This is a genomic window from Ensifer meliloti, assembly GCF_030064585.1.
Classification (GTDB): Bacteria; Pseudomonadota; Alphaproteobacteria; order Rhizobiales; family Rhizobiaceae; genus Sinorhizobium; species Sinorhizobium meliloti.
In genome coordinates this window covers 3,198,136-3,223,485 of sequence record NZ_CP120365.1, presented here as the reverse complement: position 1 = coordinate 3,223,485, position 25,350 = coordinate 3,198,136, and the positions used below count along the sequence as shown (strand labels likewise).

General features: G+C 62.3%; 22 protein-coding genes. 9 read left to right on the top strand and 13 right to left on the bottom strand.

What is annotated here, in order from left to right; genetic code table 11:
- Positions 1-6 precede the first annotated feature (6 nt).
- Positions 7-1,449: an FAD-binding oxidoreductase gene (locus PZL22_RS22360; protein ID WP_033049015.1), complete on the top strand. Its 1,443-nt coding sequence runs from the start codon at positions 7-9 to the stop codon at positions 1,447-1,449.
- A gap of 47 nt (positions 1,450-1,496) precedes the next feature.
- Here the strand turns inward: PZL22_RS22360 and PZL22_RS22355 are convergent, their stop codons facing one another.
- A complete protein-coding gene (locus tag PZL22_RS22355; RefSeq protein WP_003533319.1) occupies positions 1,497-3,806 on the bottom strand; it encodes a DUF1217 domain-containing protein in 2,310 nt (769 codons plus the stop codon).
- Between the two features lie 374 nt (positions 3,807-4,180).
- On the opposite strand from PZL22_RS22355, the gene PZL22_RS22350 reads away from it, so the two are divergent.
- The gene (locus PZL22_RS22350; RefSeq protein ID WP_003533318.1) at positions 4,181-4,747 is read left to right on the top strand and encodes a DUF6101 family protein; all 567 of its coding nucleotides are present in this window, start codon (positions 4,181-4,183) and stop codon (positions 4,745-4,747) included.
- A 79-nt stretch (positions 4,748-4,826) separates the two neighbouring features.
- On the opposite strand, the gene ubiA is transcribed toward PZL22_RS22350, so the two are convergent.
- From ubiA to PZL22_RS22335, 3 genes are all read right to left on the bottom strand, one after another.
- Positions 4,827-5,783, bottom strand: coding sequence for a 4-hydroxybenzoate octaprenyltransferase (gene ubiA / locus PZL22_RS22345; RefSeq protein ID WP_003533315.1), 957 nt, complete (start codon positions 5,781-5,783; stop codon positions 4,827-4,829).
- A 72-nt stretch (positions 5,784-5,855) separates the two neighbouring features.
- The gene (locus PZL22_RS22340) at positions 5,856-6,662 is read right to left on the bottom strand and encodes a MipA/OmpV family protein (protein ID WP_010968872.1); all 807 of its coding nucleotides are present in this window, start codon (positions 6,660-6,662) and stop codon (positions 5,856-5,858) included.
- A gap of 370 nt (positions 6,663-7,032) precedes the next feature.
- Entirely contained in the window at positions 7,033-7,848 is an 816-nt protein-coding gene (locus PZL22_RS22335; RefSeq protein WP_003533310.1) for an AraC family transcriptional regulator, read from the bottom strand.
- Positions 7,849-7,960: 112 nt separating this feature from the next.
- Between PZL22_RS22335 and PZL22_RS22330 the strand changes: the two genes are divergently transcribed.
- From PZL22_RS22330 to PZL22_RS22310, 5 genes are all read left to right on the top strand, one after another.
- Positions 7,961-9,157 carry an MFS transporter gene (locus PZL22_RS22330; RefSeq protein ID WP_003533308.1) on the top strand — a complete coding sequence of 399 codons (1,197 nt, stop codon included), beginning with the start codon at positions 7,961-7,963 and terminating at the stop codon, positions 9,155-9,157.
- A 106-nt stretch (positions 9,158-9,263) separates the two neighbouring features.
- A complete protein-coding gene (locus PZL22_RS22325) occupies positions 9,264-10,304 on the top strand; it encodes a polyamine ABC transporter substrate-binding protein (RefSeq protein ID WP_003533306.1) in 1,041 nt (346 codons plus the stop codon).
- Positions 10,301-12,673: a putative bifunctional diguanylate cyclase/phosphodiesterase gene (locus PZL22_RS22320; protein WP_127517024.1), complete on the top strand. Its 2,373-nt coding sequence runs from the start codon at positions 10,301-10,303 to the stop codon at positions 12,671-12,673. The genes PZL22_RS22325 and PZL22_RS22320 overlap by 4 nt, the downstream gene beginning before the upstream one ends.
- Before the next feature lie 126 nt (positions 12,674-12,799).
- Complete coding sequence (gene purD, locus PZL22_RS22315; protein WP_003533302.1) at positions 12,800-14,071, top strand: phosphoribosylamine--glycine ligase; 1,272 nt, start codon at positions 12,800-12,802, stop codon at positions 14,069-14,071.
- A 116-nt stretch (positions 14,072-14,187) separates the two neighbouring features.
- Positions 14,188-14,670 carry a plant virulence effector HPE1-like domain-containing protein gene (locus PZL22_RS22310; protein ID WP_003533300.1) on the top strand — a complete coding sequence of 161 codons (483 nt, stop codon included), beginning with the start codon at positions 14,188-14,190 and terminating at the stop codon, positions 14,668-14,670.
- A gap of 129 nt (positions 14,671-14,799) precedes the next feature.
- Here PZL22_RS22310 and PZL22_RS22305 read toward each other — a convergent pair whose 3' ends face one another.
- The 4 genes from PZL22_RS22305 to PZL22_RS22290 all read right to left on the bottom strand — a co-directional run bounded on the left by PZL22_RS22305 (position 14,800) and on the right by PZL22_RS22290 (position 20,231).
- Entirely contained in the window at positions 14,800-15,318 is a 519-nt protein-coding gene (locus PZL22_RS22305; RefSeq protein WP_003533298.1) for a 2-thiouracil desulfurase family protein, read from the bottom strand.
- Positions 15,319-15,377: 59 nt separating this feature from the next.
- The gene (glyS, locus tag PZL22_RS22300; RefSeq protein WP_003533296.1) at positions 15,378-17,543 is read right to left on the bottom strand and encodes a glycine--tRNA ligase subunit beta; all 2,166 of its coding nucleotides are present in this window, start codon (positions 17,541-17,543) and stop codon (positions 15,378-15,380) included.
- A gap of 91 nt (positions 17,544-17,634) precedes the next feature.
- Positions 17,635-19,569 (bottom strand): DUF2207 domain-containing protein, encoded by a 1,935-nt coding sequence (locus tag PZL22_RS22295; protein WP_003533294.1) that lies wholly within the window; start codon positions 19,567-19,569, stop codon positions 17,635-17,637.
- Between the two features lie 113 nt (positions 19,570-19,682).
- Positions 19,683-20,231, bottom strand: a complete 549-nt coding sequence (locus tag PZL22_RS22290) for a LemA family protein (protein WP_003533292.1) — start codon at positions 20,229-20,231, stop codon at positions 19,683-19,685.
- A gap of 240 nt (positions 20,232-20,471) precedes the next feature.
- Between PZL22_RS22290 and PZL22_RS22285 the strand changes: the two genes are divergently transcribed.
- Positions 20,472-20,717 (top strand): hypothetical protein, encoded by a 246-nt coding sequence (locus PZL22_RS22285; RefSeq protein ID WP_003533290.1) that lies wholly within the window; start codon positions 20,472-20,474, stop codon positions 20,715-20,717.
- Here the strand turns inward: PZL22_RS22285 and PZL22_RS22280 are convergent, their stop codons facing one another.
- The 5 genes from PZL22_RS22280 to PZL22_RS22260 all read right to left on the bottom strand — a co-directional run bounded on the left by PZL22_RS22280 (position 20,718) and on the right by PZL22_RS22260 (position 24,148).
- Positions 20,718-21,680: a glycine--tRNA ligase subunit alpha gene (locus PZL22_RS22280; RefSeq protein WP_013844095.1), complete on the bottom strand. Its 963-nt coding sequence runs from the start codon at positions 21,678-21,680 to the stop codon at positions 20,718-20,720.
- Positions 21,681-21,779: 99 nt separating this feature from the next.
- Positions 21,780-21,971 carry a hypothetical protein gene (locus tag PZL22_RS22275; protein WP_003533286.1) on the bottom strand — a complete coding sequence of 64 codons (192 nt, stop codon included), beginning with the start codon at positions 21,969-21,971 and terminating at the stop codon, positions 21,780-21,782.
- A 145-nt stretch (positions 21,972-22,116) separates the two neighbouring features.
- Positions 22,117-22,983 carry a S49 family peptidase gene (locus PZL22_RS22270; RefSeq protein WP_003533284.1) on the bottom strand — a complete coding sequence of 289 codons (867 nt, stop codon included), beginning with the start codon at positions 22,981-22,983 and terminating at the stop codon, positions 22,117-22,119.
- A gap of 138 nt (positions 22,984-23,121) precedes the next feature.
- Positions 23,122-23,892 (bottom strand): tRNA1(Val) (adenine(37)-N6)-methyltransferase, encoded by a 771-nt coding sequence (locus PZL22_RS22265; RefSeq protein WP_028010279.1) that lies wholly within the window; start codon positions 23,890-23,892, stop codon positions 23,122-23,124.
- A 34-nt stretch (positions 23,893-23,926) separates the two neighbouring features.
- Positions 23,927-24,148, bottom strand: a complete 222-nt coding sequence (locus PZL22_RS22260; RefSeq protein WP_003533280.1) for a putative signal transducing protein — start codon at positions 24,146-24,148, stop codon at positions 23,927-23,929.
- A 107-nt stretch (positions 24,149-24,255) separates the two neighbouring features.
- Here PZL22_RS22260 and PZL22_RS22255 point away from each other — a divergent pair, with 107 nt between their 5' ends.
- Positions 24,256-25,272, top strand: a complete 1,017-nt coding sequence (locus tag PZL22_RS22255) for a polyprenyl synthetase family protein (protein WP_003533278.1) — start codon at positions 24,256-24,258, stop codon at positions 25,270-25,272.
- The last annotated feature ends 78 nt before the right edge of the window (positions 25,273-25,350 follow it).

The window sequence follows — 25,350 nt, the reverse complement described above, 5'->3', positions numbered from 1 at the left end:
AGGGCCATGACCACCGTACTTCCTTCTCCCGAACTCATCGCCTCCTTCGTCGATATCGTCGGGCCTGGCAATGCCCTCACCGCACCCGCCGACACGGCACCCTACCTCGTCGAGTCCCGCGGGCTCTACCGCGGCACGACGCCGCTCGTGCTCAGGCCCGGCTCCGTCGAGGAAGTTTCGCTGGTGATGCGGCTTGCGAGTCAGACCCGAACGGCAGTCGTGCCGCAGGGCGGCAATACCGGACATGTGGCCGGACAGATTCCACGCGAGGGCAAAGCCGACGTGGTCCTTTCCCTCGAGCGGCTGAACCGCATCCGCGACATCGACCCGGTCGGCAACGTGATCGTGGCCGACGCCGGCTGTATCCTGGCGGACATCCAGAAGGCCGCCGATGACGTCGACCGGCTTTTTCCCCTGTCACTCGGCTCGGAAGGCTCTGCCCGGATCGGCGGCAATCTTTCGACCAATGCCGGTGGCACTGCCGTGCTTGCCTATGGGAACATGCGCCAGCTCTGCCTGGGGCTGGAAGTCGTGCTTCCGACCGGGGAGATCTGGGATGGGCTCAGACGCCTCAGGAAGGACAATACCGGCTACGATGTGCGCGATCTTTTCATCGGCGCCGAGGGAACGCTCGGCGTCATAACCGGCGCCGTTTTGAAGCTCTTTCCGAAACCACGCGGCCACCAGGTGGCCTTTGCCGGCCTCAGGAGCGTCGAGGACGCACTTACGCTTTTCGATCGGGCAACAAGCGTCTGCGGGCCGGCCCTGACGGGCTTCGAACTGATGCCGCGGCTCGGCATCGAGTTCACCACCCGGCACATAGCCGGCGTCAGAGATCCGATGGAAACGACGCATCCGTGGTACGCGCTGATCGATATCTCCACCTCGGATACCGCCGAAAGCGCGGAACGGATGGTGCAAGACCTTCTCGAAGCCGTCATTGCCGACGGTCTCGTCGAAAACGCGGTCATTGCCCAGAACGAAGCGCAACGCAGAGCGCTCTGGCACATGCGAGAAAGCATGTCGCCGGCACAAAAGCCTGAGGGTGGCTCCATCAAGCATGACGTTTCGGTCCCGGTGTCGAGCATTCCGGCCTTCATGACGGAGGCGGATGCGCTGGTCTCCAAGGCCATCCCCGGCGCGCGCATCTGCGCCTTCGGCCATATGGGCGACGGCAATATCCACTACAACATCTCCCAGCCCGTCGGCGCGGACAAGCAGAGCTTTCTCGATCGGTGGCGCGAGATCAATGCGATCGTTCACGCCGTCGTGCTCAAACATGACGGCTCGATCTCTGCCGAGCATGGCATCGGCCAGTTGAAGCGAGACGAACTCGCGGCGATCCGCTCGCCGATCGAGATCGAGCTCATGCGACGGATCAAGCACGCCTTCGACCCGGCGGGGATCATGAACCCCGATAAGGTGCTGCGCGAGGATCGAGGCGAGTAACGACGGCATCCGGAAGTGCGTGATTCCGGGCCGCCCGCCGTTAAGCCCTACCCGCCCTTCCTGAGCTGCGACAGTTGGAAGAGCGTATCGGCGCTGATGCCGATATTGCTGCCGCTGCCTGAAAGCACCACCACGGCCGGATCGACTTCCATGTTGTTCTCCAGATCGTAGAGCACGGTGAAGCGCGCGAGGAGTTTCTTCAGTTCGGCCGGATCGCTCAGCTTCTCGAGATCGAGGTTCTTCTCGACGATCTTTGCCTGCTGGTCGATGTCCATGGAACTGAATTCGTCGGGCAGGCTGAAGATGGTGCGGAACACTTCGGCGAGCGCATCATCCGCCAGGAGATCGTAGGCGTCGACGAGCGAGCCTGCCTGGCGCTCGAAATAGAGTGCCAGGCGGACACCTGCATTGTCCTCGCCTGCCTGTTCTTCCAGCGACTGGTGCAGATACCGGTCGAGGGTCTCGTAAAGCCCCTGCCGCGTGATGATGACGCTCTTGTCCTCGCGCAGAACATTGCCGCCGCTGTCGAAATTGAACGAGGTGACCAGGGCGATATAGGCCCCGGAGTTCTGCTGCTGATTGATGAAGCTCTTGGGATCGTCCAGATCGGAGGTGAAGATGTCGCGGAGGAAATCGACGGTGACATTCTCGGGATCGATGCCGTTTGCCTCGAGAGCGAAATCGACCAGGCGGGAATCGGCGAGAAACTCGTCGAGAGAGGCGAGTTTGGCGACTTCGGCCGTATAATATTCGGCTTCCGCTTCGGCCTTGGTCTTGTCCTCCTCCGAACCAAAACGGGACTTGTTGACGATGTAGGTCTTGGCGGTCTCCTGGATCAGCGTCTCCGACTGGGCCAATGCCGGAACGCCGATATCGCCCGATGTCGTAAAGTTGAACAGCTGTGCGAGCTTCAAATAACGCTCGTCCTTCAGCGTATAGACGAAGCTTTCCGGATCGGTGAGATCGCTGGTCAGCACCCGCTTGATCGTCCGCGCGCTTTCGGAATCCGGATCGAGGCCGACGGCTTGCAGCGCGAAATCGTAGATCGAAGCCGTTTCGATGAAGTCGCTGACGGACGTCATCTTCTCTACGGCAAGCTTATAGGCGCCGATCGCCTTCTCGTCCGCTGCGTCGTCCTTGTCATTGTAGCGCGTCATGTAACGGCTGGAGGTGAGTGTCGTCTGCTCCGCGGTCTGCGCTGCATCGCCCGCCGCGAGCGTGCCATCCGCCTGGAAGTTGAAGGCCCTGGCGAGCGCCTTGTAGTTCTCGTTGCCCTTGCCGATCGTGTTGATGTAGCTGCTCGGGTCGTCCGGATCGCTGGTCAGGATATTCTTGATCGTCGCCGGCACGATCGTGACCTCGTTGAGATCGAAGGCCGTGCGGATGTAGTTATAGAGGCGCGTATCGGCGACCAGTTCGCTGACGGTCGTGATGCTCGCGATCTTCTCCTCGAAATAGGCCTTGTTCAGGAGCGCCGCCTGGGGCGTGATCCGGGAATTGCTGGAGACGTAGAGTTCATTCATGGTCTTCTTGTGCGCGGCGGTCTGCGCCGATCCCGCGGCCACCGTCCCGTCGGCTTCGAACTGGAAAGCCGCCGCCATCGCCAGGTAATTGCTGGCCGTGGAAATCGACTTGTTGTAGGTGGCTATCTTCGCCTGGAGTTCCAGTTTTTCCGCCTGCGTCGTGCCGCTCTGCTGGAGCTTCGCCTGAGCGTCGGCTCTGGCAGCCTCGAGCTCCGATAGTCTGGGTTCGAGCACGGTGTTCTCATAGCTTTCCGGGTCGTCGGCATTGCTGGAGAGAACCTTGCGGAGCGTTTCACGGGAGTAAGTGCTCTCGTCGATACCGAAGACAGTGAAGACATAGGTCCGCAGACGGTCATTGTTCAGAAGCTGATCGACGCTGGTGACCTTGTCGATCATGACGTTGTAGTAGCGCGTCTCTTCCTTCTGGGTCTCCCCGATGCTGGCGATACTCGTATTATAGAGGCCGATCATCTCGTCGAGCTGCGCTTCGGTCTGGGAAACCGCCGTTCCACCGCTGAAGCTGAACGCCATCGTGAAATCGCGGTATCGTTCGTCCGTCAGCTTGTTGGCAAAGCTGTTGTCGTCGGACAGATCGCTTTCGAGCACCTTCCGCATGAAGGCGACCGACTCGATCATGTCCGCCAGGCCATAGGCCTTCATCGCGTAGGAATAGAGGCGGTAATCGGCTAGGAACTCGTCGACAGAGGCCACACTGCCGATGTTCTCCCTGTAATACTGCGTATCGCGGGCGACGATCGTCTGCTCCGACACGCGCCTCAGGCTGAGCTTCATGTCCCGTGCGATCAGATTGTAGTCGAGATAAGTCGAAACCATGCGTCGCCCGCCAGCAAGGAACGGGGACCGCCGGCGCTCCGACATCCCCTGAAACCACTCCGATGATGACCAAGATCGCGCAGCATGCTTGTGTGTGGCTTTTCCCGCTGGAGCGGGACGAGGAAAGTGAGTGCCCATTTTCCGCTCGCATCCCGCGCCCTGGCAAAGCACGTCGAAAATGCCCGCGGTTTCATTGACGAATGAGAAACCTTGCGGCCTCGGCTTTTGCTAACCATCGGAGACAGCAAAGTTTTTTTAACCGCGAATTTTAAGCCGCCCGGAACGGAGCCCACCTATCCTCAGCCCGTAGAGGACGAAAAGTCCCGACAGGAAGGCCGGGAACGGCTCTCAAGGAAAAACAAGGGCGATATGAAATGCGCAATACACTCTCTCAGCCGGCTTGGGTCGAAACCACGCTCAGACTTGACCCGAAGCGCTTTCCGCAGCAAGCAAGCTACGTGCTGCGCGGGCACACGGGGAATGTCAGCATCAGCCTTGACGAGCGTGGCGCTGTTCTGCGCAAGGTGCTACCATTCAGCGGCCTGCCGCTTTCGATCGCTCTGCCGGCGCGAGCTTTCAAGGGTGTGGCGGCACGGGCAATCGACCATGGCGACGGGGAGGTTACAGTGACGCTCGAACTTCATCACGATGATCCGGATCTCTGTATCCCGCTGCTCGTGGCTCATGATCTTTCGGACATCGCCGCCGATTGGCGCGCCTGGGCCGAAGCCTATCGCATTCCGATGCTCATGGTGGAATCCGACGGGGTCGCGCGGCCGCTCGAGGAACATATCGGCGATGTCCGCACCGCTCCCGCAAAGCCGCGCCGCCGTCATTCCTTCTTCGCCGAGCGCCGCCCGCGTTTTCTCGTGCGCCGCTCCACCGGCAGTCTCGGTATCCAGATGAAGATCGACGGCCGCGAAATCATCGCCCGGGCGTGACCGCAGCGTTCCACGCTGTAAGACATAGATCAGCAAGCCGGCCCTACGACGCTCCGCGTCCTATGGCCGGCTTTTGTATTCAAATGAGCCTCACGAGAAGCGAGAGCACAAGTCCGGCAAAGATGATCAGGCCGACGACGCCGTTGAACTTGAACAGCGCGAGACATTGCAGCGGATCGTGAATGTTCAATACGACGATCTGGTAGGCGAGCATCACCGCGGCAACCAGAAGCCCGACATAGGCGAAGAATCCGGCACCGGCCGCCAGAAAGGCGAAAAGCATCAGGAAAACCGCAATCCCGTATAGCCCGATAAGCCAGGGCTGCGGGTTGTCGCCGAAGCGGCGGGCGGTCGAGCGGACGCCGATCAGCTCGTCGTCCTCCCTGTCCTGATAGGCGTAGATGGTATCATAACCGATGGTCCAGGCGATGGCGGCAGCGTAGAGGCTGATCGCAGCCAGGGAGAGGCTGCCGAACTCCGCGGTCCAGCCCATGATCGCGCCCCAGGAGAAGGCGAGCCCGAGGAAAAACTGCGGCCAGTCCGTGAAACGCTTGGCGAAGGGATAGATCGCGACCAGCGCCAGCGAAAGGAAGCCGAGAAAAATCGTGAAACCGTTGAACTGCAGGAGCACGACGAGACCCACCAGGGCCTGCAACAGCATGAATGCCTTCGCCTGAAAGCGGGTGACGCGGCCGGAAGGCAGCGGGCGCGAACGCGTACGTGCCACTTCCATGTCGATGTCGTGATCGACGATGTCGTTGTAGGTGCAGCCGGCACCGCGCATGGCAATCGCGCCGACAGTGAAGAGAAATATATGGAAAAGGAAGCGCCCGGCCGAGAAGCTGCCGAGCGAAGCCGCCGCCCCGGCCGCCATGGCGGCCGACCAGAGGCAGGGCAACAGCAGCAATTGCCAGCCGATCGGCCGGTCCCAGCGGGCGAGCTGCGCATAGGGCCACAGCGCTCGCGGCAGAACCCGATAGACCCAATTATTGGACGGCGCGTCGTGCACGCGGCCGGAATCGATAAAACTGTTCATGGCCTTTGTTTGGCCCCGCAAAACCCGCCGGTCAAGCGCTCCATTTCATCCCGCCGCCTTCCAGGCGGCCCGTCAGGGAAGCGTGAAATCGAAGCGATAGGTTGCGGTCACCCCGACGAGGAACTGGTCGCGGCTGCCGCGCTCGCGTACGAGGCTTGAATCGGCGGCAGCGCCCATCAATCGCCGATATTCGGCATAGACACCCGTCTCCAGCTTCTCGGTCGCCATCCAGTTGATCTCCGCGCCGAGACCCGCGGAGTGAATACCGCCACCCGGATCATAGGTGCCGAGTCCCGAAGCAGCGGATTCCGCTGCGTTGACACCATAATAGGCGTCGAAATAATCGCTCGATGCCGCCGTCAACCGCGGTCCGGCGGAAATGCGGACGGTGTCGCCCAGATCGGCGAAGGCATCCGCCGCGACATCGGCGACGACCCCGTGATGGCTGCGGATACCCTGACGTATCTCGGCGCGAAGACGCATCCAGTCCGTGGGGTAGACCTCGGCGAAACCGCCGACTTCGCCGCCGAACTTGGGACGGTCTAGTCCGTCAAGATCGCTCGAGTCGTCCTCGTCACGCTCGAAAATCAATTTGCCGACGGCGCCAGCGCGGAAATGTCCCTGGTCGAGCAGGGCGTAGGACATGTTGTCGTTGCGCGACGAAAAGCGCACGGCGCTGCCAGCCTTGCCGAGCGAAACGAGCGGCGCCGCCTGAAGCATGCGCTTCGAAGAGCCTTCATACTCCGGACCGAGAAAACCAGTGGCGCCTATCTTCAGATACCAGTCTCCAGACCATGGGTACCGGCCCTCTTCGGCAGCAACGGCTCCAGCTGCAAGAAGAAAAGCCTGAGACGCAAGAAAAACAACATGAATGCGCATCTATACTCCGAAGAATAGTTCATCAGTGGAGGAAACCTGGTACGTGACTTAAGCACGTATAAGGAGTGACTCCCTAAGTCATACAACGCATTCTTATCTTCGACAAGTCCATGCGATTCCGTTAGACCGATCTTTTCAGCTTCCGCACTCACGCAGCACCGCGGCTATCTCGCAAATTGGACTAAAGGTATTTGAGAATCATCTTGAGTTTATGAAGGCTGCTGTGAGTTGGATAATGGCGTTGTAGCTCTGGTGGGTTTTGTCGGCTGCAATCGCTCCTCATCTCTGTGCTTGTCACATAGAACAAGCCGCGGCGGGTATTCCGAATCTCAACAGGACTTAGAGCAATCCCAGAAAGTGCCGACGCCGTTCAGGTCCGCTGGTCACGCAGATAGACGCTCGGCGGCGCACCCAGCATGCGGCGGAACATGGTCGTGAAAGCCGCGACGTTCTCATAGCCGGCGTCGAGCGCCACCGTGGTGATCGGCTCGCCGTCCGCGATGCGCGGCAGCGAGGCGAAAATGCAGGCATGCTGTCGCCACGTGACGAAGCTCACGCCCGTCTCCTGCCGGAAGAGCCGCGTGAAGGAACGCCGGCTGATGCCCATGCGGGCCGCCCATGCGTCGATATTCGCCGATGCCGACGGCGCCTCCAGAAACTGCCGGCAGAGGGCTGCGAGCTTGCGGTCGCGTGGGAAAGGCAGGCCTAAAGGCCGCTGGTTGAGCCGCGGTATTTCCGTGAGCAGCAATTCCATCATCAGGCTTTCGCGCCGTTCGGACGATGCTTCGTTCCCGGCGCCGACAAGTTCGTCGATGAGGCTGCCGACGAGCGCGCTCATCTCCAGGACGAGAGGCCGGCGCGCCTCGCTTGCCTCCGGCGAGATGTAGATGGAATGCATACGCACATCGCTGACCATCTCGGCCGAATGCTCGATACCCGCGGGGATCAGCAGGGCATGTCCCGGAGGAATCATCCAGCGCCCCCCCGACGTATAGACGAGCACCACCCCCGAACGCGCCCACCAAAGTTGAGTCCGGCTGTGGCTGTGGGAGGGCACGGTGAGCCCGCAGGCGTAATCCCTCCCGATCGCGAGAACGGGCGCGTTCGCCTTCTCGATCCATTCCAGGCTTCTGAAATGGTCCGCGTCCGGCAACTTTGGCAGGTGATGTCGGTCCGATTTCGCCATATGGCCCACTCACGAAAGAACTCGACCAAATCACAAAAGCAGGCCAGCGGCAAGCCGTCTAGAGATGGCCGAAAAGGCTCCCTTGGCGAGCCGCCCCCTAAGGAAACATTCCATGGCAACGGTCACGTCGGCGGGCAGCATCAGCCCGGAAAAGACAGCATTCTCGGTCATCCTGGCGGTCAGCTTCTGTCATATGCTGAACGACATCATGCAATCGCTGCTGACGGCGCTCTATCCTTTGCTCAAGGAAAATTACGCGCTCGATTTCGTCCAGATCGGCCTTCTGACGTTCACATTTCAGGTGACGGCGTCGATGCTGCAGCCGGCCATCGGCATCGTGACGGATCGTTGGGCGCTACCCTATTCGCTGCCGTTCGCCATGCTCTCGACCTGCATGGGCCTCCTGCTTCTCGCCAATGCCGACCACTTCTGGATGCTTCTCCTGGCAGCGAGCCTGATCGGCATCGGGTCGGCGATCTTCCATCCCGAATCCTCCCGCGTGGCCCGGCTTGCTTCGGGCGGCCGCCACGGCCTGGCACAGTCGCTGTTCCAGGTCGGCGGCAATGCCGGAAGCGCGCTTGGCCCGCTGCTGGCCGCATTCATCGTGCTCCCTTTCGGCCAGGGCAGCCTCGGTTGGTTCTCCATCGTCGCCATCACTGGGTTCTTCGTGCTTTCCTGGGTGAGTATGTGGTACGTGCGCCACCGCCGCGCGACCATGAGCCGTCCCGTCCCCAGCCGCGCGCTGCCGTTGCCGAAGACGCGGGTCCTGTGGACGATCGCGATCCTCGTCCTGCTGACGGCTACGAAGAACGTCTATCTCACCAGCATCTCGAGCTATTTCACCTTCTTCGTCATCGAAAGGTTCGACACCAGCGTACAGCAGGCGCAGCTGATGCTGTTCCTCTTCCTCGGTTCGGCGGCCGCAGGAACCTTCCTCGGCGGCCCGATCGGCGACCGGTACGGCGCCCGCTTCGTCATCTGGTTCTCGATCCTCGGCGTCGTCCCGTTCACCCTTCTTCTGCCCTATGCGAACCTGTTCTGGACGGGCGTGCTGAGCGTCATCATCGGCCTCATCTTTTCGTCCGCTTTCTCGGCAATCGTCGTCTTCGCGCAGGAACTCGTTCCCGGCCGGGTGGGGCTGATCGCCGGCGTCTTCTTCGGTTTCGCCTTCGGCGCCGGCGGCATGGGCGCCGCGGTCCTCGGCATCTTCGCCGACCGGCAGGGCATCGAGTTCGTCTATAAGATCTGCTCCTATCTGCCGCTCCTCGGGCTGCTCACCGTATTTCTGCCGAAGCTGCCCGCGCGATAAACAGGCGTGCGGGCGCTTCGCGCCCGCACGATCTTTGCTCCAGCCGTAAGCATTCCTCAATCATTGCCGGATAGCGTCCGGCGATGGGGGTGTGCAGGGGCAGAGAATGAAGGCACGCGGGGTTATTTCCGTCTTTCTGGCGACACTGCTTTGCGCTTCCGCGAGCCGCGCCGAAACGCTCAACCTGCTTATCTGGGAAGACTATATCGACGAGGGTCTCATCGACCGCTGGACCGAGAAGACGGGCGTTTCCATCCGCCAGATCAATTTCGACAGCGACGATGCCCGCGACGAGATTCTTGCCGATCCGGGCCGTAACATCGATCTTGTCATCGTCGATGAGAACGGCGCGACGCTTTTCGGACGGAAGGGCATCATCGAGCCGCTCTCCGAGACCAATCTGCCGGCGCTCGAGGACTATGCGCCGGAATGGCGCAAATCCTGCGCCGGTTACGGCCTTCCCTACTTCTGGGGCACGGTCGGCATCCTCTATCGCTCCGATGTGGTCACGCCGCCACCGACGTCCTGGCGGGACATGATGCGTCCTGCGCCGGCGCTGCGCAAACACATCGCCATGTTCGCCGACCACAGCGAGATTTTCGTGCCTCCGCTGATGCTGCTCGGCGCCTCCGTCAATGCCGACGACACGCCGACGCTGAAGGCCGCATTTGCGCTCCTGAAGACGCAGGCCCCATTCGTGCTGACCTACGACTACGTCGTCACCTCGATCCAGGATCCGGCGTTAGCCGGAAATATACATCTGGCGCTGGGCTACAGCGGCGATCAGCATGTGCTCAACAGCAAAGCCGGCAAGGCGGGGCTATGGCGCTATTCGGTCCCGAAAGAGGGTACATTGTCGTGGCTCGACTGTTTTTCCGTCACGGCCGCATCCCCTCGCAAGCAACGGGCTCTCGAATTCCTGAACTTCATCGGGTCGCCCGAGGCCGCCGCTGCCAATGCAATCGCGCTCAACATGCCGACTGCAAGCAACGCGGCGCTCAAGCTCCTTCCGGATACCATGCGCTCCGATCCGGAAATCTACCCGCCGACCGAAATCATGGCGAAGAACCAGCATCACCAGGAATTGTCCGTCCGATCTATTGAAGCGCGCCGGCGAATCATCAACACGTTGGCGAACTTCCAGTGACCCTCGGCAAGCGTGCGCTCATCCTCATCTTTCCGGTCGTGCTGGCGGGTTATCTTCTCGCAGCTCTCTCCGTTCACGTCGCGCAGAGCCGTTCCATCCGCGCACTCGAGCACGCCAAACTTTCACAACGGCTCGAGCATGCCGCCTCCGTCTTCCAGAACGAGGTTCGGCGCAGCCGCGGTGCCCTCAACGCGCTCTTGAGCGGCAACGCGCTGCGGCAATACGTGGCCGAAACCGACAAGAAATATCGCGCCAATGCGCTCGGTGTGCGGCTGCAGGAGAGCCTGACGTCGCTGTCCGACGATCCTGCGGGCTTTATCTCCCTGGCTGTTTTCAACAGCAAGCTGGAAACGGAGTACTATTTCGAGAACAGTTGGGATCCCTTTGCGGAAATCGATCCGGCACAGCTCGATCTCGCACGCCAGTTGCTCAACGGATCGAAACTCGGCGACTGGAGCTATGTCGATTCCGCCGGCGACCGGCCGCGGGTCGTTTATTCGCTGTTCGTCGATCCGGTGACCTTTGGCCGGCCGGCTCCCAGCAACAAGGCAAATGCGCTGCTGATGCAGGTTGCGGTACAGCCCGACCGCTTTCTCAGGCTGCAGGCCCCCCTGAAAAGGGAATATGGCGCCGAGATCGTGCTCCAGCCGTGGCCGCTTGCCGTGACCGACGATCTGTCGGCAAGCGTTCCTCTCGGGCCCGCCTTGCATGCGACGCTGACCGTTTCCGATGCGCATTTCGAAGCCCAGATGCTGCGTCAGAAAGTACTCCTCGCCCTGGGCGCATTGGCCATGAGCCTCTTTTCGATCTGGCTGATCATCGTGCTCATCCGCCGCTTCATCACGGGACCGATCGCAACGCTCGATACCAACGTCATGGCGGTGATGGCCGGGGCGCGCGAGGAGATCGCCGAGGTGGACGAGGCCGGCGAAATCGGCCGTCTGACGCGAAACATCCGGGAGATGCATCGACAATCCCTGCAGTCGCTCCAACTCGTGCAGCGGAGTTCCTGGACCGACACGTTGACGGGCATCAGCAACCGGGGGCGCTTCAACATGCTTGCCGCGCAGGCCGTCCAGGAGGCTGTCGCATCCGGCGAGAAATGCAGCCTGCTTTTCATCGACATAGACAATTTCAAGTTCGTCAACGACAAACATGGCCATGATGTCGGCGACGAGCTCTTGAAAACGCTGGCCACCCGGATCGCACGCGACGTCGAAGAGATCACGCGCAGACGCGGGCAGGAGCCGGCCATCCTCGCGCGGCTCTCCGGCGACGAATTCGCGGTTCTGTTGCGTTCGCAGCCCGGCGACGGCGCGGTGCAGGAGATCTGCGGCGCGATCCTCGTTCTGTTTTCGGATGGGTTCGAACTTTCCGGCAAGCGTTATCCGGTCACGGCAAGCATCGGCGTGGCGGCATGTCCTGATGATGCGAGTTCGGTCGCGGAGCTGATCTCGAATGCCGACGCCGCCATGTACCAGGCGAAGACCGCCGGCAAGAACCGGTCCGCCCGCTTCTCCCGCGCACTCAACGACAAGCGCACCCGCCAGCGGCAGATCCAGGATGAACTGCGCTCGCTCGATCCCGACGAACAGTTTCACCTGGTCTACATGCCGATCGTCGACGCCGGCGGAAAAGTCACCGGCTGTGAGGCTCTGTTGCGCTGGCACTCGCCGGTCCTGGGGCATGTGACGCCCGACGAATTCGTTCCGATAGCCGAGAGCTCCGGTCTGTTCACGAAGATCGACTGGTGGGTCATCGACAAGGCGATGTCGGATTGCCACCAACTGAGGGCGCTGTTCGGCCCCGATACGGTTCTGGCGATCAACATTTCCTCGGCCGAGCTGCACTCGAAGTCGATCAACGAGCATTTTTCGGACTGCCTCACGCGCCACGGCCTGGAGGCGCGATCGATCGACATCGAGCTCACCGAAACATTCGCCGTCCAAATCAGCGATCAATTGCGCCTGAATATGGAAGAGCTCAGGAGCAAGGGCTTCCGGCTCTCGATAGACGACTTCGGCGCCGGCTACACATCGGTTCAGCAGATCATCGATTATGCCGCCGACACCATCAAGCTCGACCGGGCGCTCGTCTCCAACCTGGCCGCTTCGCGATCGCTGGCGGTGCTCAAAGCGGTCGTCGCGCTATGCCACGCGAAGGAGATGACTGTGGTCGGCGAAGGCGTCGATACGCCGGAAAAGCTCGCCATGCTGACGGCGGCGGGCTGCGACCGCTTCCAGGGCTATCTGATCAGCAAGCCGCTCCCGCTCGCCGAGCTGGCGATCTGGGCGCTTTCCCGGGTCGCGCTCGCCGCAGACAAGCCGGCTGACGGCGACGCCTGGCCGGTGGCTGCAAGCCGGCGCTGACGTCACTTGCGAGAGAAGGACGCTGGCTGGCACCAGGAAATTTGCAGCACGGGCCGCTTTTTCCTTGACCTCGTCCTGCCTGCCGTCTTAACCGCAGCGCAACAATTCCTGACGGCGAGGATGGCGATGAAGGTTCTTCTGATCGGATCGGGCGGCCGCGAACATGCGCTTGCATGGAAGATCGCGCAGTCGCCGAGGCTGACCAAGCTTTATGCCGCCCCCGGTAATCCGGGCATCGCCGAGGAGGCCGCGATCGTAGACCTCCACACGGAAAATCATGAGGCCGTCGTCGATTTCTGCAGGACCCATGCGATCGACTTCGTGGTGGTCGGTCCCGAAGCGCCCCTGGTCGCCGGCCTCGGCGACGTGCTTCGCGCGGCCGATATTCCCACCTTCGGCCCTTCGGCCGCAGCGGCCCAGCTCGAAGGCTCCAAGGGTTTCACCAAGGACCTCTGCGCGAGATACGGGATCCCGACCGGCGCCTATAGACGCTTTACCGATGCCGAGCCCGCCAAGGCCTATATCCGCGAAGAGGGCGCACCGATCGTCATCAAGGCCGACGGGCTTGCCGCCGGCAAGGGCGTGACGGTCGCGATGAGCCTCGACGAGGCCTTTGCCGCAGTCGACGAATGCTTCGCCGGCGCCTTCGGCGCGGCCGGCGCCGAGGTGGTCGTCGAGGCCTATCTCGACGGCGAGGAAGCGAGCTTCTTCTGCCTTTGCGACGGCAAGAGCGTACTGCCGCTCGCCTCCGCGCAGGATCACAAGCGTGTCGGCGACGGCGACACCGGGCCGAACACCGGCGGCATGGGCGCCTATTCGCCCGCGCCCGTCATGACCGCCGAGATGGTGGAACGGACGATGAAAGAGATAATCGAGCCCACCGTCCGCGGCATGGCAGAAAGCGGTTATCCCTTCACCGGCGTGTTCTTTGCCGGCCTTATGATCACGGAAAAGGGCCCGGAGCTCATCGAATACAATGTCCGCTTCGGCGATCCCGAATGCCAGGTGCTGATGATGCGGCTCGAGAGCGACCTCCTGCCGCTGCTCTACGCGGCGGCCACCGGAACGCTCGAAGGGATGAAAGCGGCGTGGCGCGACGAAGCTGCCCTGACCGTGGTGATGGCCTCGCGCGGCTACCCGGGCGCCTACGAGAAAGATACGCCGATCGCGGCCCTGCCCGACGCGTCCGCCGCGACGAAGGTATTTCATGCCGGAACCGCAATGAAGGGCGGCGGGCTGGTCGCAGCCGGCGGCCGGGTGCTGAACGTCACCGCCACGGGAAAGACCGTCGGCGAGGCGAAGGACGCAGCCTATGCGGCCGTTCGCGACGTCAGCTGGGAGAACGGCTTCTATCGCAACGACATCGGCTGGCGGGCGGTCGCGCGCGAGACTGCCTGACGGCTCCAGCGAGCGGCGCTGCAGGAAAAGCCGTATCGTTCAATTTTTATCATTTCTCCTGACCGGGCGGTAAGGGGATACCGCTATTCTCACCTCGACCAATCGAGGAGAGATCAATGCGTTCCCTGCTGATCACAGCCGCTCTCGTCTATGCCGCCGGTCCCGCGGCAGCCTCTTCGATCGACAACATCACCTCCGGCGAGGCTGTCAATTCGAGCGTCGCGACGGTTTCCTGCGAGGCTTGCCTGCCCTTGCAGCCAAAGAAGAAGCCTTCCTACGTCGTCCCGGATCTTGCGCCGGGCACGGATCGCGTGGAGCTCAAGGAAATCCATGGAGAGGTGAAGTCGGTCCGCACGGAGGCGTGGCTGGGCGGCTCGCCGGTGATTTTCGTCAACAATGCATCGGATGACGCGATCCGGGCCGCGGGAATGGAGACCGGCGAGCCGGCAGTGGCCGACATCTCGTCAAGCACCCTCCCCGCTGGGATTGCGGAAATCTCCATCGACCATACCGCAAAAACTGCCGCGGTTGCCGCGTCTATGGCCAGCGACGGTTCACGGAAAATTGATCCAGCTGCTTTCGATCTTCGCCTAGATTGACACCATATCATTAGGGTTCCCTGCCCCAGTCAGTCGACGTTCAAGGCTGACGGGCAAATTCGCTGCAATAGCGAGAGGTTGCGCCCCTGAGAGAAGCAGGGGCGTAATCTTTAGGGCGATACCCCAACTTCATTTTCCAGCCCCAACTCCATTGCCTGTATCGCCGCCGATCCTCTCGACCAGAGTCTCTATCTCACGATCGGAATAGACCTCGACGCCGTTGGCCCGCAGCAGCGCGGCCGTCACGCCCTCACCCGCAATTCGCTCGCCGCTGAACCGACCGTCATAGATGAAGCCGGAGCCGCAGGACGGGCTGCCGTCGATCAGCAGGGCAAACCGGCAATTCGTCTCGCGTGCCAGCGCAAGCGCATTCTCCGCAGCGCGGCGAAACTCCGACGTCACATCGCCGCCCGTCTTTTCGAGGACACGGGTCCTGCCGGCGAGCACGTCGGCGCCCGTCCTGCCGCCTTCGATCTCCGCCGGCGGACGCGGCACCGGCATGCCGGCCGACATTTCCGGACAGATGGTGACGAGCCGCCCTTCCCGCCTCCAGCGATCGATCGCCGGGTGAATGAGCGGCTTCGACGCGCCGTCGTAACGCACGGCATGTCCCATGAGGCAGGCACTGATGAGAATCCTGGCGGTCATGGGCCTTCATATCGGCCGGCCGTTAACGCGGCAACCTCTGCAGTGCAGAGCGCTCCGAGTTACCCGGATATCTTCGAGAAGTCCGCCACCTCACCCGTCGCCGAGCGGATGAGGCCCAGGAGCGCGAGGCGGTTGGCACGGATCGCCTTGTCCTCGTCATTGACGAGAACGTCATTGAAGAAATCGTCGACCGGTGCGCGCAGTTTCGAGAGCGCCTGCATGGCCGAACGGAAATCCTCCTTGACGATCGCGTCGCGCGCATCGTCCGACGCCACCTTGATCGAAGCGTGCAGCGTCCGCTCGGCATCGAGCCGGAACAGTGCTTCGTCGACGCTCTCGGCGACTTCCGTACCCTTCTTCTCTTCGGCAGCGAGGATTTGCGTCGCACGTTTCGTGCCGGTGAGCAGGTTCCTGCCCTCCTCGGCCGTGATGAAGGCGGTCAGCGCCTCGACGCGGCGGCCGATCATCAACAGGTCGTCCGCATCCGGCGCGAGCACCGCATCGATCAGATCGTATCGCGCGCCGAGATCGCGCAGGTAAACCTTCAGACGATCATGGAAGAAGGCGAGCAGATCGGCGGAAATCTCGGCTGTGATATCCGGACGCTGTGCCTTCAGCGCGGCGAGCGCCACATCGAAACAGGGCAGAAGCGGCAGCCGTGCACTTCCCTCCAGAATGAGCCGGATCACGCCGAGTGCCGCACGGCGCAGCGCATAGGGATCCTTGGAGCCGGTCGGCTTTTCATCGATCGCCCAGAAGCCGACGAGGGTATCGAGCTTGTCGGCAAGCGCCACCGTTACCGAGACGGGATCGGTCGGCACACGGTCGGATGGTCCTTGCGGCTTGTAGTGATCCTCGATCGCATCGGCGACGGCCGCGGCTTCGCCCTGCAGCACTGCATATTTGTGGCCCATGATGCCCTGCAGCTCCGGGAATTCGCCGACTGCCTCGGTGCGCAGGTCCGCCTTGGCGAGCACGACCGCGCGATCGACGGAGGCCGCATCGGCACCGGTGAGCCTGGCGAGTGCTGCGGCGAGCGAGCGGATGCGGGCGACACGCTCGCCCTGCGTGCCGAGCTTGGCATGGAAAGTCACGTTCAGGGCGTCGAGCTTTGCCATCCGCTGGTCGAGAGGCTTTTTCAGATCGAGGCCGAACTTCTCGGCTGACGCCGTCAGCGTTTCGAGATCCGGCAGATCGCCCTGGTCGCGCTTCCAGAAATGCGCCGCGTCGGAGAGCCGCGCACGCACGACCTTGCCGTTGCCGTGGGCGATCTCCTTGCCGCCGTCCTTCGCCTCGATATTCGAAACGAGGATGAACCGGTTGGACAGCGTTTCGGCGCCCGGCTTCCGGGTGACGAAGCATTTCTGGTTGGTCTTGATCGTCAGCCGGATGATTTCGGACGGGATTTCGAGATAGCTTTCCTCGAAGCTGCCCATCAGCACCCTCGGCCATTCGACGAGACCGGCGACTTCCTCCAGGAGGCCCTCGTCCTCGACCAGCTCCAGGCCGTTGGCGAAGGCGATATTGTGGGCGTCGGCGGAGATGATCTCCTTGCGGCGCTCCGCATCGATCACGACCTTCGCCTTTTCGAGCTTCTCGGCATAGTCGGCGAAGCGGCGGACCGTGATCGCTTCCGGCGCATGGAAACGGTGGCCGTAGGTGATGTTCGAGGCGACGATGCCATCGACCTCGAAGGGGATCACCTTCGTCTCGTCGTGTTCCGCGCCGAAGGTGCAGACGATCGACTGCAGCGGCCGGACCCAGCGAAGGCTGCCCGGTTTCGCCGAAGCGGCACCGGAGCGCATGGATTTCGGCCAGGGAAAGTCGCGGATGATCGCCGGCATCACGTCGGCGATGATCTCTTCCGCCTCGCGGCCGGGCTTTACGATGTGCGCGACGTAGAAATCGCCCTTCTTCGGGTCATTATGGACATGAGCCTCGCTGAGGGAAGAGAGGCCCGCCGCGCGGAGAAAGCCTTCGATCGCCTTCTCGTTCGCGTCGATGCGCGGACCCTTGCGCTCCTCGCGCAGATCGGCGGAGCGCGCGGTCAGGCCGCGGATGTCGAGCGCCAGCCGCCTCGGCGTCCAGTATTCGCGCGCGCCTTCATAGGTGAGCCCCGCCTCAACCAGAGCGTCCGTCACGAGCTTCTTCAGATCGCCGGCCGCCTTGCGCTGCATGCGGGCGGGGATTTCTTCGGATCGCAATTCAATAAGGAGATCGGGCATGGATTGGAGACTTCGTTCTGTTCCGGAAGGTTGCGGCGGACTTAGCAAGCTCTGGCGAAAATGTCATCACGGCCGGCGAGGAAATCCGCCATCACCAGCCGCCACCGCCGCCGCCGCCCCCGCCACCGCCGGAAAATCCGCCGCCGGAAGAAAAGCCCGAGGACGAACTCTTCGGAGGTGGCGGCAAGGAAGACGTCATCGTATCTGCCATCGAACCGGCAAAACCGCCGATCGTGTCGGTGAAGGATCCAGGCCCGAAGCTGTCGCCATGATACCAGCTCGGCTGATAGGCGGCTGCCGCCGCGCCTGCGGAGGCCGCAAGCAGCCAACGCTCGAAGGTCTCGCTCCAGGGCTTCTCCACACCGAGTGCGACGGCATAGGGGAGCAGGGTCTCGAAATGCCGCGGCGACATTTCCGGCGCGCCCTGCATGTTCAGACGGTCTTTCTCGGCAAGCGTAAGATATTGCCTGAGCCCGTCGATGCCATCCATCATGCGCGTGCCGAGCGGCGTCGGCGCGCCCATGAGGTAATAGAAAAGCCCGTTGACGAGGACGATGCCCCCGATCGCGAAGAACAGCGGCAGGTCGCCCGGAGCGCTGGCCGAAAAGACGAGCGCGGCGAGAATGCTCGAGAAAACGGTGAACAGCACGAAACCGATGAAGGCAAGCACGACGATCGACAGAATGCGGCGTGCGAGGCTCGAGCCACGCCGCAGCGATTTGCCGACCGAAACGGCGAAGGCGGAAATGAAGACGGCGAGGAAGACAGGGACGATGACGAAAGGAACGCTGTCCTCGCTCAAGTCGCCGAAGACGAACAGCGCCGCGAGGGTGGCGACCGAAAGCACGATGCCGCCGACCACGTATCCGGTATTGGCGCGGTAATACTTGCCGCGATGCTCGCGCTCCATCGCACTGCGGAAGCCGGAGCCCGCCGCCTGAATCTTCTTGCCGTTCGCCCTGTCGATGGTGAGCTTGCCGCCGGCCGCATCCACCGCTTTCATCAGGGCCGCTTCGCCGGTCGGCAGCTTCTCGCCGTTCTTGCCCGTGGCGGTGATGACGACCGCGTTCTTCAGGTCCTCGAGGATGACATGCCCCTTGACCGCAAGGTTGAGCGCCGCCGCGGAAAGAGCTGTCCATCCTTCGCCGGAAAAGCCCTTGTTATCGATGTAGTTGACGAGCGCGGGCGAGACGCCGTCCGGAGGGTCCCAGCGCGGGACCATGACCCCGCGGGCCGGGTCGCGGCCGACACGCACCCAGGCACGCCCGTAATAGAGCAGGACGAGGAGGAGGCCGGACCCGGCGATGACCACGGTCATGTGATCGCGCAGCCACCAGATATTTTCCTGGGAGGAGGTTGGCCGTTCGATACTGCCCTTGGGCAGTTTGATCGCGACGGTCAATCCTTCCTGCGGGCGCAGCCGGCGCGTGGTCGCGAAGAAGATTTCGTCGCCCTCCTCCACCGCGCGCGCATCCTTTTCGGTCGCGCCGTAGCCGCCGGTAAAGACGTCTAGCGCCTCCACCTTCACGCCCTCCGGCAAGGTGACGGTGGCCGTCGCCTCCTCGATCGGGAATGCCCATTCGGTTCCGGTCACGTTCCAATAGAGCTCGTCGTGATCGTCGAAGAAGCGTATCTGCCGGCTCGTCTCGTAGGTGATCTGAAAGGTGTGTTCGCCATGCGGCAGGAGCACGTCGGCACTTCCCGTGTAGATGCGGATGCCGCCGCTGATCGATTCCGTGCGGTATTCCTCTTCGTCGCCATCCCGCTCGACGGAGAGAAGGTTGAAGTCGACCTTGCTGCGGCCATTGCGCTCATCGGCGAAGGTCAGCGGAAAATCGCGATAGATGCCGCGCCGGATGCGGTTGCCTTCGACGTTCGCCGTGATCGTCTCGGTGACCGTGAGCGTGCCGTCTTTCGCGAGCTCGATGACCGAATGGTAGGCGGAGATGAACTCTTCCGCCGCCGCGACGCGCGGCGCTGCAAGAACGAAGGTGACGAGCGCAAGCGCCGCGAAAAGCCGCCTCATCGGGATTTCCCTCTTTCAGGCCCGCCGGAGCACTTCCAGCGTGTAACGGTTTTCCGTCTGGAAGTGCGTGGTTTCAAACCGATAGATCTTTTTATCGGTTCAGTGAAACTGATCTAGAACTTGACCGATGGAACCGCACGGTCCGCCTCGTTGGTGATCTCGAAATAGCTGGCCTTGACGAAGCGGAAGGCGTTGGCGATCAGGTTCGACGGGAAGCTCTCGACCTTGACGTTGAGATCGCGCGCGGCGCCGTTGTAATAGCGCCGGGACATCTGGATCTCGCCCTCGATCGTTTCCAACGAACGCTGGAGTTCTGCGAAACTCTCGTTGGCCTTCAGGTCCGGATAGGCTTCGGCGAGCGCGAAGACGCGGCCAAGCGCCTGCGAAAGCGCGCCTTCGGCCGCGGCCCGCGCCGCGACATCGCCTTCCGGCACCGCCTGAGCCCGGTTGCGCAGCGTAACGACCTCCTCGAGCGTCGACTTCTCGTGAGCGGCGTAGCCCTTCACCGTCTCGATCAGATTCGGGATGAGATCGGCGCGGCGCTTCAACTGCACGTCGATGCCGGACCAGGCCTCCTCGGCCATCTGCCGCGCCTTGACGAGGCCGTTATAGACGAAGACGAGATAAAGAATAACGGCGACGCCAATTGCCAGCCCGATCATCAAACCCTCCTTGGATCACGGCGATCCTACTGCATGCTTTCTTAAATTCCATTCGACTCAAGAACAAACCATGCAGCAATTCAACGTTCTACAGCGGCCGATCACAAGGCCGCCCCCAAGCCCCTGCCCAGCAGGTCGTGCCGACGCCTGCAGCCTCAGGCTGTTCCACCGGTAACGGCAACGCGTCGGCGGATGCTCGATAGTCTATTCATCGAACAACCACAACGCTTAGTGCCCGCCATGAACACGCCCGTGAGCTTCATCAACGTGATCGCCTTTACCGCTCTTTTCGCGACCCATGCAAGCGCGGGTCCGATCGAAAGGCCGAGCGGTGTGCGCCGCGCGCTGCAAATCTATGCCGGCGAGTTGTCGAGCGTCAGAGCGCCGGCGCCGAAGTGGCGGCTCGACGGGAGCGAGCACTTCTGCTCGCAGCGATCGGATCAGCTTGCCCCGCCATGCGGCCGGAGGACCTCCGCGACCTCTTGATCAGGCCGCTTCCCTGTTCCAGTTGGCGCCACCGGCCTCGGTCAGCAGGAAGGCTTCGCCGCAGGCTTTCGCGAGCGTACGCACGCGCAGGATGTAGCTCTGGCGCTCCGTCACCGAAATCACGCCGCGGGCATCCAGAAGATTGAAGACGTGGCTCGCCTTGATGCACTGGTCATAGGCGGGGAAGACGCATTTGTGCAGGCGGTTGTTGCTGGAGTCACCAGGCGCACCGGCGGCCAGCAACGCCAGGCATTCCTTCTCCGCATCGATGAAATGCTGATGCAGCATCGCCGTATTGGCGTATTCGAAATTGTGCCGCGAATATTCCTGCTCCGCCTGCAGGAAGACATCGCCATAGCTGATCTTCTCGGCGCCCTCGCGGCCGTTGAAGTTGAGATCGTAGACATTGTCGACGCCCTGGACATACATCGCCAGGCGCTCGAGGCCGTAGGTCAGTTCGCCGGAAACCGGGGAGCATTCGATCCCGCAAACCTGCTGGAAATAGGTGAACTGCGACACTTCCATGCCATCGCACCAGCATTCCCAGCCGAGCCCCCAGGCGCCGAGCGTCGGGCTCTCCCAGTCATCCTCGACGAAACGAATATCGTGCAGCAGCGGATCGAGGCCGATCGCCTCGAGCGAGCCGAGATAGAGCTCCTGCAGATTGGAAGGGTTGGGCTTCAAGATCACCTGGTACTGGTAATAGTGCTGCAGCCGGTTGGGATTCTCGCCGTAGCGGCCGTCGGTCGGGCGCCTCGACGGCTGCACATAGGCCGCGCGCCATGGCTTCGGCCCGAGCGCCCTGAGCGTCGTCGCCGGATGGAACGTGCCTGCGCCGACCTCCATGTCGTAGGGCTGAAGCACGGCGCAACCCTTGTCGGCCCAATAATTGTGCAGCGTCAGGATCAGTGCCTGAAAGGAGCGCTTCGGGTTCATGTGGTCCGGGAGGGGTGCAATGGTCATGGGATCCGGGTCCGAATTCGTCAAGATTTGCGGGGACAGGTGCCATGCCGCAGGGCGAGGGTCAAGCGCCTTCACCCGCCGGTATTCAGTCAGGCAGGCTCACTCGTCGTCGCGCTTCAGGCGGTACTCGCCGGTCTCGGCGTCCTTGACGAGCGTGCCGTTTGCGCCGGTCTCGCGCTGACGGCGCAGGCGCTCACGCTGACGCGTCAGCTTCTCGGCGTCCGCGATGAACTTGCGATAGCCGATCCAGGCGATGACGGCGATAATCAGAAGCAGGATGATCTGCGGCATGGTTCCTCCTCTGCATATCCCTCAGATGGAACGAAGGCGCGAGGGGATGCAGCAAATCGCAGTGTTAGCGCGCTCTTGCGGTACTGGCCAGATGCCGCGAGACCATTCTTCAAAAACACACGCCCGCGCAAGCAACGGGGCCGGTTCAAAGACCGAAACGCGCCCAGAGCGCCCGTTCCTCGACGGCCTCGACGAGACCTGCAGCCGCCGAAGCGACGAGCGGTCCCGTGATTGCTCCGGCCACGGCTGCTCCGGGCTGACGCCGCCCGAAGAGGCTTCGCGCGGGCTGGATCAGCTCGAGCCGCGCTTTTTCTCCATAGCGCTTCTTCACTTCGCCCCTGATGTCGCCGAGAGCATCGACTAGGCCGAGTTCCTGACCCCGTTGCCCCGTCCAGAACAGCCCCGAGAAAAGGTCCGGATGGTCGGCCAGGAGCGAACCGCGTCTGCTCTTGACCATCTGGATGAAGATGTCGTGGATCTCGAGCTGCAGGCCCTTGAGAAATTCGATGTCACGCTCCTTCTCCGGCTGGAAAGGATCGAGAACCACCTTATTTTCGCCCGCCGTGTAGACCCGTCTCTCGACGCCGATCTTCTTCAGGAGATCGGGGAAACCGAAGCCGCCCGAAACGACGCCGATCGAGCCGACGATCGAGGTCGGATCTGCGATGATCTCATCGCCGGCCAGTGCGATCATGTAACCACCGGACGCGGCCACGTCCTCGACGAAGATCAGCACACGCTTCCTCTTCTCCTGCGCGAGATCGCGGATACGCTGATAGATAAGACGGGACTGCACCGGCGAACCGCCTGGAGAGTTGATGGAGATGGCAACGGCCGGGGCCTCTTTGACGGAGAAGGCCTTTTCGAGCAGCGGCGCAACCGTCGCAAGATTGAGAACCGGGCGGAGCGGGCTGCCGCCGGCCATGATTGCGCCATGCAGCCTGATCGCCGGAATCGTCACACCATCCCTGCGGAAGCGCTTCGGCATCAGCTTTCTGAAAAATCCGGCCATTTCAACTCCTGCCCGCTGCAATCTCTGCATATCTGATTAAATCCTAGCCGATTTAAGAACGAAGACATGCAGCAATCCAAATTGTCGTCGTGCATGTATGCATTGGCGTCGCAAACGCAATGCCCTGCTTACGGTTAATCATCGGCGATGATAGGCCGCGCGGCCATTGTTGAGATCGTCGACCTCCGGCGAAAAGCGGTGGCCCTCCCCGTGCATCACGAGCGGCGCGCGCAGCGCCAGCCGCTTGCGGCTCTGCTTGATCGCGGAAACGAGGATGCGCACGGCATTTTCGCCCGCCCGCGGCAGGAGCGGGGTGATCTCTAAACCGCCGAAGCGGCGGCCGCAGGCCCCGATTATCCCGGCGATCGATTCCGGCCGGGCGATCAGAGAAAGCTGTCCGCCCGGCTTCATGATTGCCCCGGCCGTTTTGATCCACGCTTCGAACAGGTCGCCGCTCATGGCATGGGCTTCCGCCTTTAGCCGGTCGGGCGTCCTGCGGTCCGCGGCGTCGTTGAAGGGTGGGTTCATGATCACGTGGTCGAATGTGTCGTCCGGAAGACCCGCGGCTGCGCGCGCCTTGCCGCTCAGCGAGACATCGGCTTCGAGCACCGAGACGCGGCCGGCAAGATGGGCGTTCTCAGGCAATGCGAGGCTGCGGCGCGCAAAATCCGCCATGACCGGCGAACGCTCGACCAGCAGCACCTCGGCCTCCTCGATCCGCGACGCGACGGCCATGCCGGCCGCCCCGGCTCCGGCGCCGAGATCGGCGACGCGGCACGCGCCGCGGCAGGAAACGAGGGATGCGACCAGCATCGCATCCATTCCCGAACGGTGCCCCTGACCAAGAGGCTGGATCAGGTGGAACCTGCCGCGGTGGAAAGCATCCACCGTCTCCGGAATTCCCGTCATGCCGCTTTCCGCCTCGCGGAAGGGCCGCAGCCGATCATTGCCGCAATTCCAATTCGAGGCCCGCATCGATCAGAATGCGCCGCGCCCGATCGGCATCGTCCTCGGCGACCAGGAAGCGCCGCGGCAGGAGGCCGAGAGATCCTTCGAGTATGCTCATGTCCTGATCGGCGATAAAGCATCCGATGCCGGCGTCCTTCATCAGGCTTTCGGCAAAGGAAAGAAGGACGGCATCATTGGTGCGGATCAGTTCTTTCATCCGGCTCTATTTTCCTGTCTTAAAGCTGCGGGCGGGGCAATTCGCCTCTTGCCGCCCGAAGCCCCTCTTTCTATTGTCGAACCCGCAACGAAACAGGAGTCCGGGCGTTGGGCGTAGTGATACCGCTGGAAGACAATAAAAACAAACAGGCATCTGTGAAGCCGCTTGTCGACCTGACGCTGTCCGACATGGAGCGGGTCAACCAGCTCATTCTTTCCAAGGCGGGCTCCGACGTCCAGATGATCCCGGAAGTCGCCAACCACCTGATTTCCTCGGGCGGCAAACGGCTCCGGCCGATGCTGACGCTCGCAGCCGCTTCGATGTTCGGCTACGAGGGAGATGGTCACATCAAGCTCGCGACCAGCGTCGAGTTCATGCACACGGCGACCCTTTTGCACGACGACGTGGTCGACGAGAGCGACCTAAGGCGCGGCAAATCGACGGCGCGGACGATCTGGGGCAACCAGGCAAGCGTGCTCGTCGGCGATTTCCTGCTCGGGCAGGCTTTCCGCATGATGGTCGACGTCGGCTCGATCGATGCGCTCGACGTCCTTTCGACCGCCGCATCGGTGATCGCGGAGGGCGAGGTCCTGCAGCTTTCGGTCGCCAAGAACATGGAGACGACCGAGGACGACTATCTGCAGATCATCCGCGCCAAGACAGCGGCCCTCTTCGCCGCCGCCTCCGAGGTCGGGCCGATCGTCGCAGGCGGGAGCAAAGCCGACCGCAACGCTCTGAAGTCCTACGGCACCAATCTCGGCCTTGCCTTCCAGCTGGTCGACGACGTTCTCGATTATGGCGGCACGTCGAGCGATCTCGGCAAGAATGTCGGAGACGATTTTCGCGAAGGCAAGATCACACTGCCGGTCATTCTCTCCTATCGCCGCGGCACGCCGCAAGACCGGGCGTTCTGGCGCGAGGCGATCGAGGGCGGCGCAAGCGATGCGGCAAATCTCGAAAAGGCGCTGGGTCTCATCCGTCGCTACGGGGGGCTTACGGATACGATCGCCCGTGCCAAGCACTACGGCACGATCGCCCGCGACGCGCTCGCGCCGCTGCCGGCTTCGCCATGGAAATCGGCGCTCGTCGAGGTGATCGATTTCTGCATCGATCGGGTAAGCTGAGCCACTTCATGTTTCCTTGCATCGCGGCCGATCCAAGGGCGGAAACATGGAGCAAATCAAAGTGCTGCCGCGAGCCCT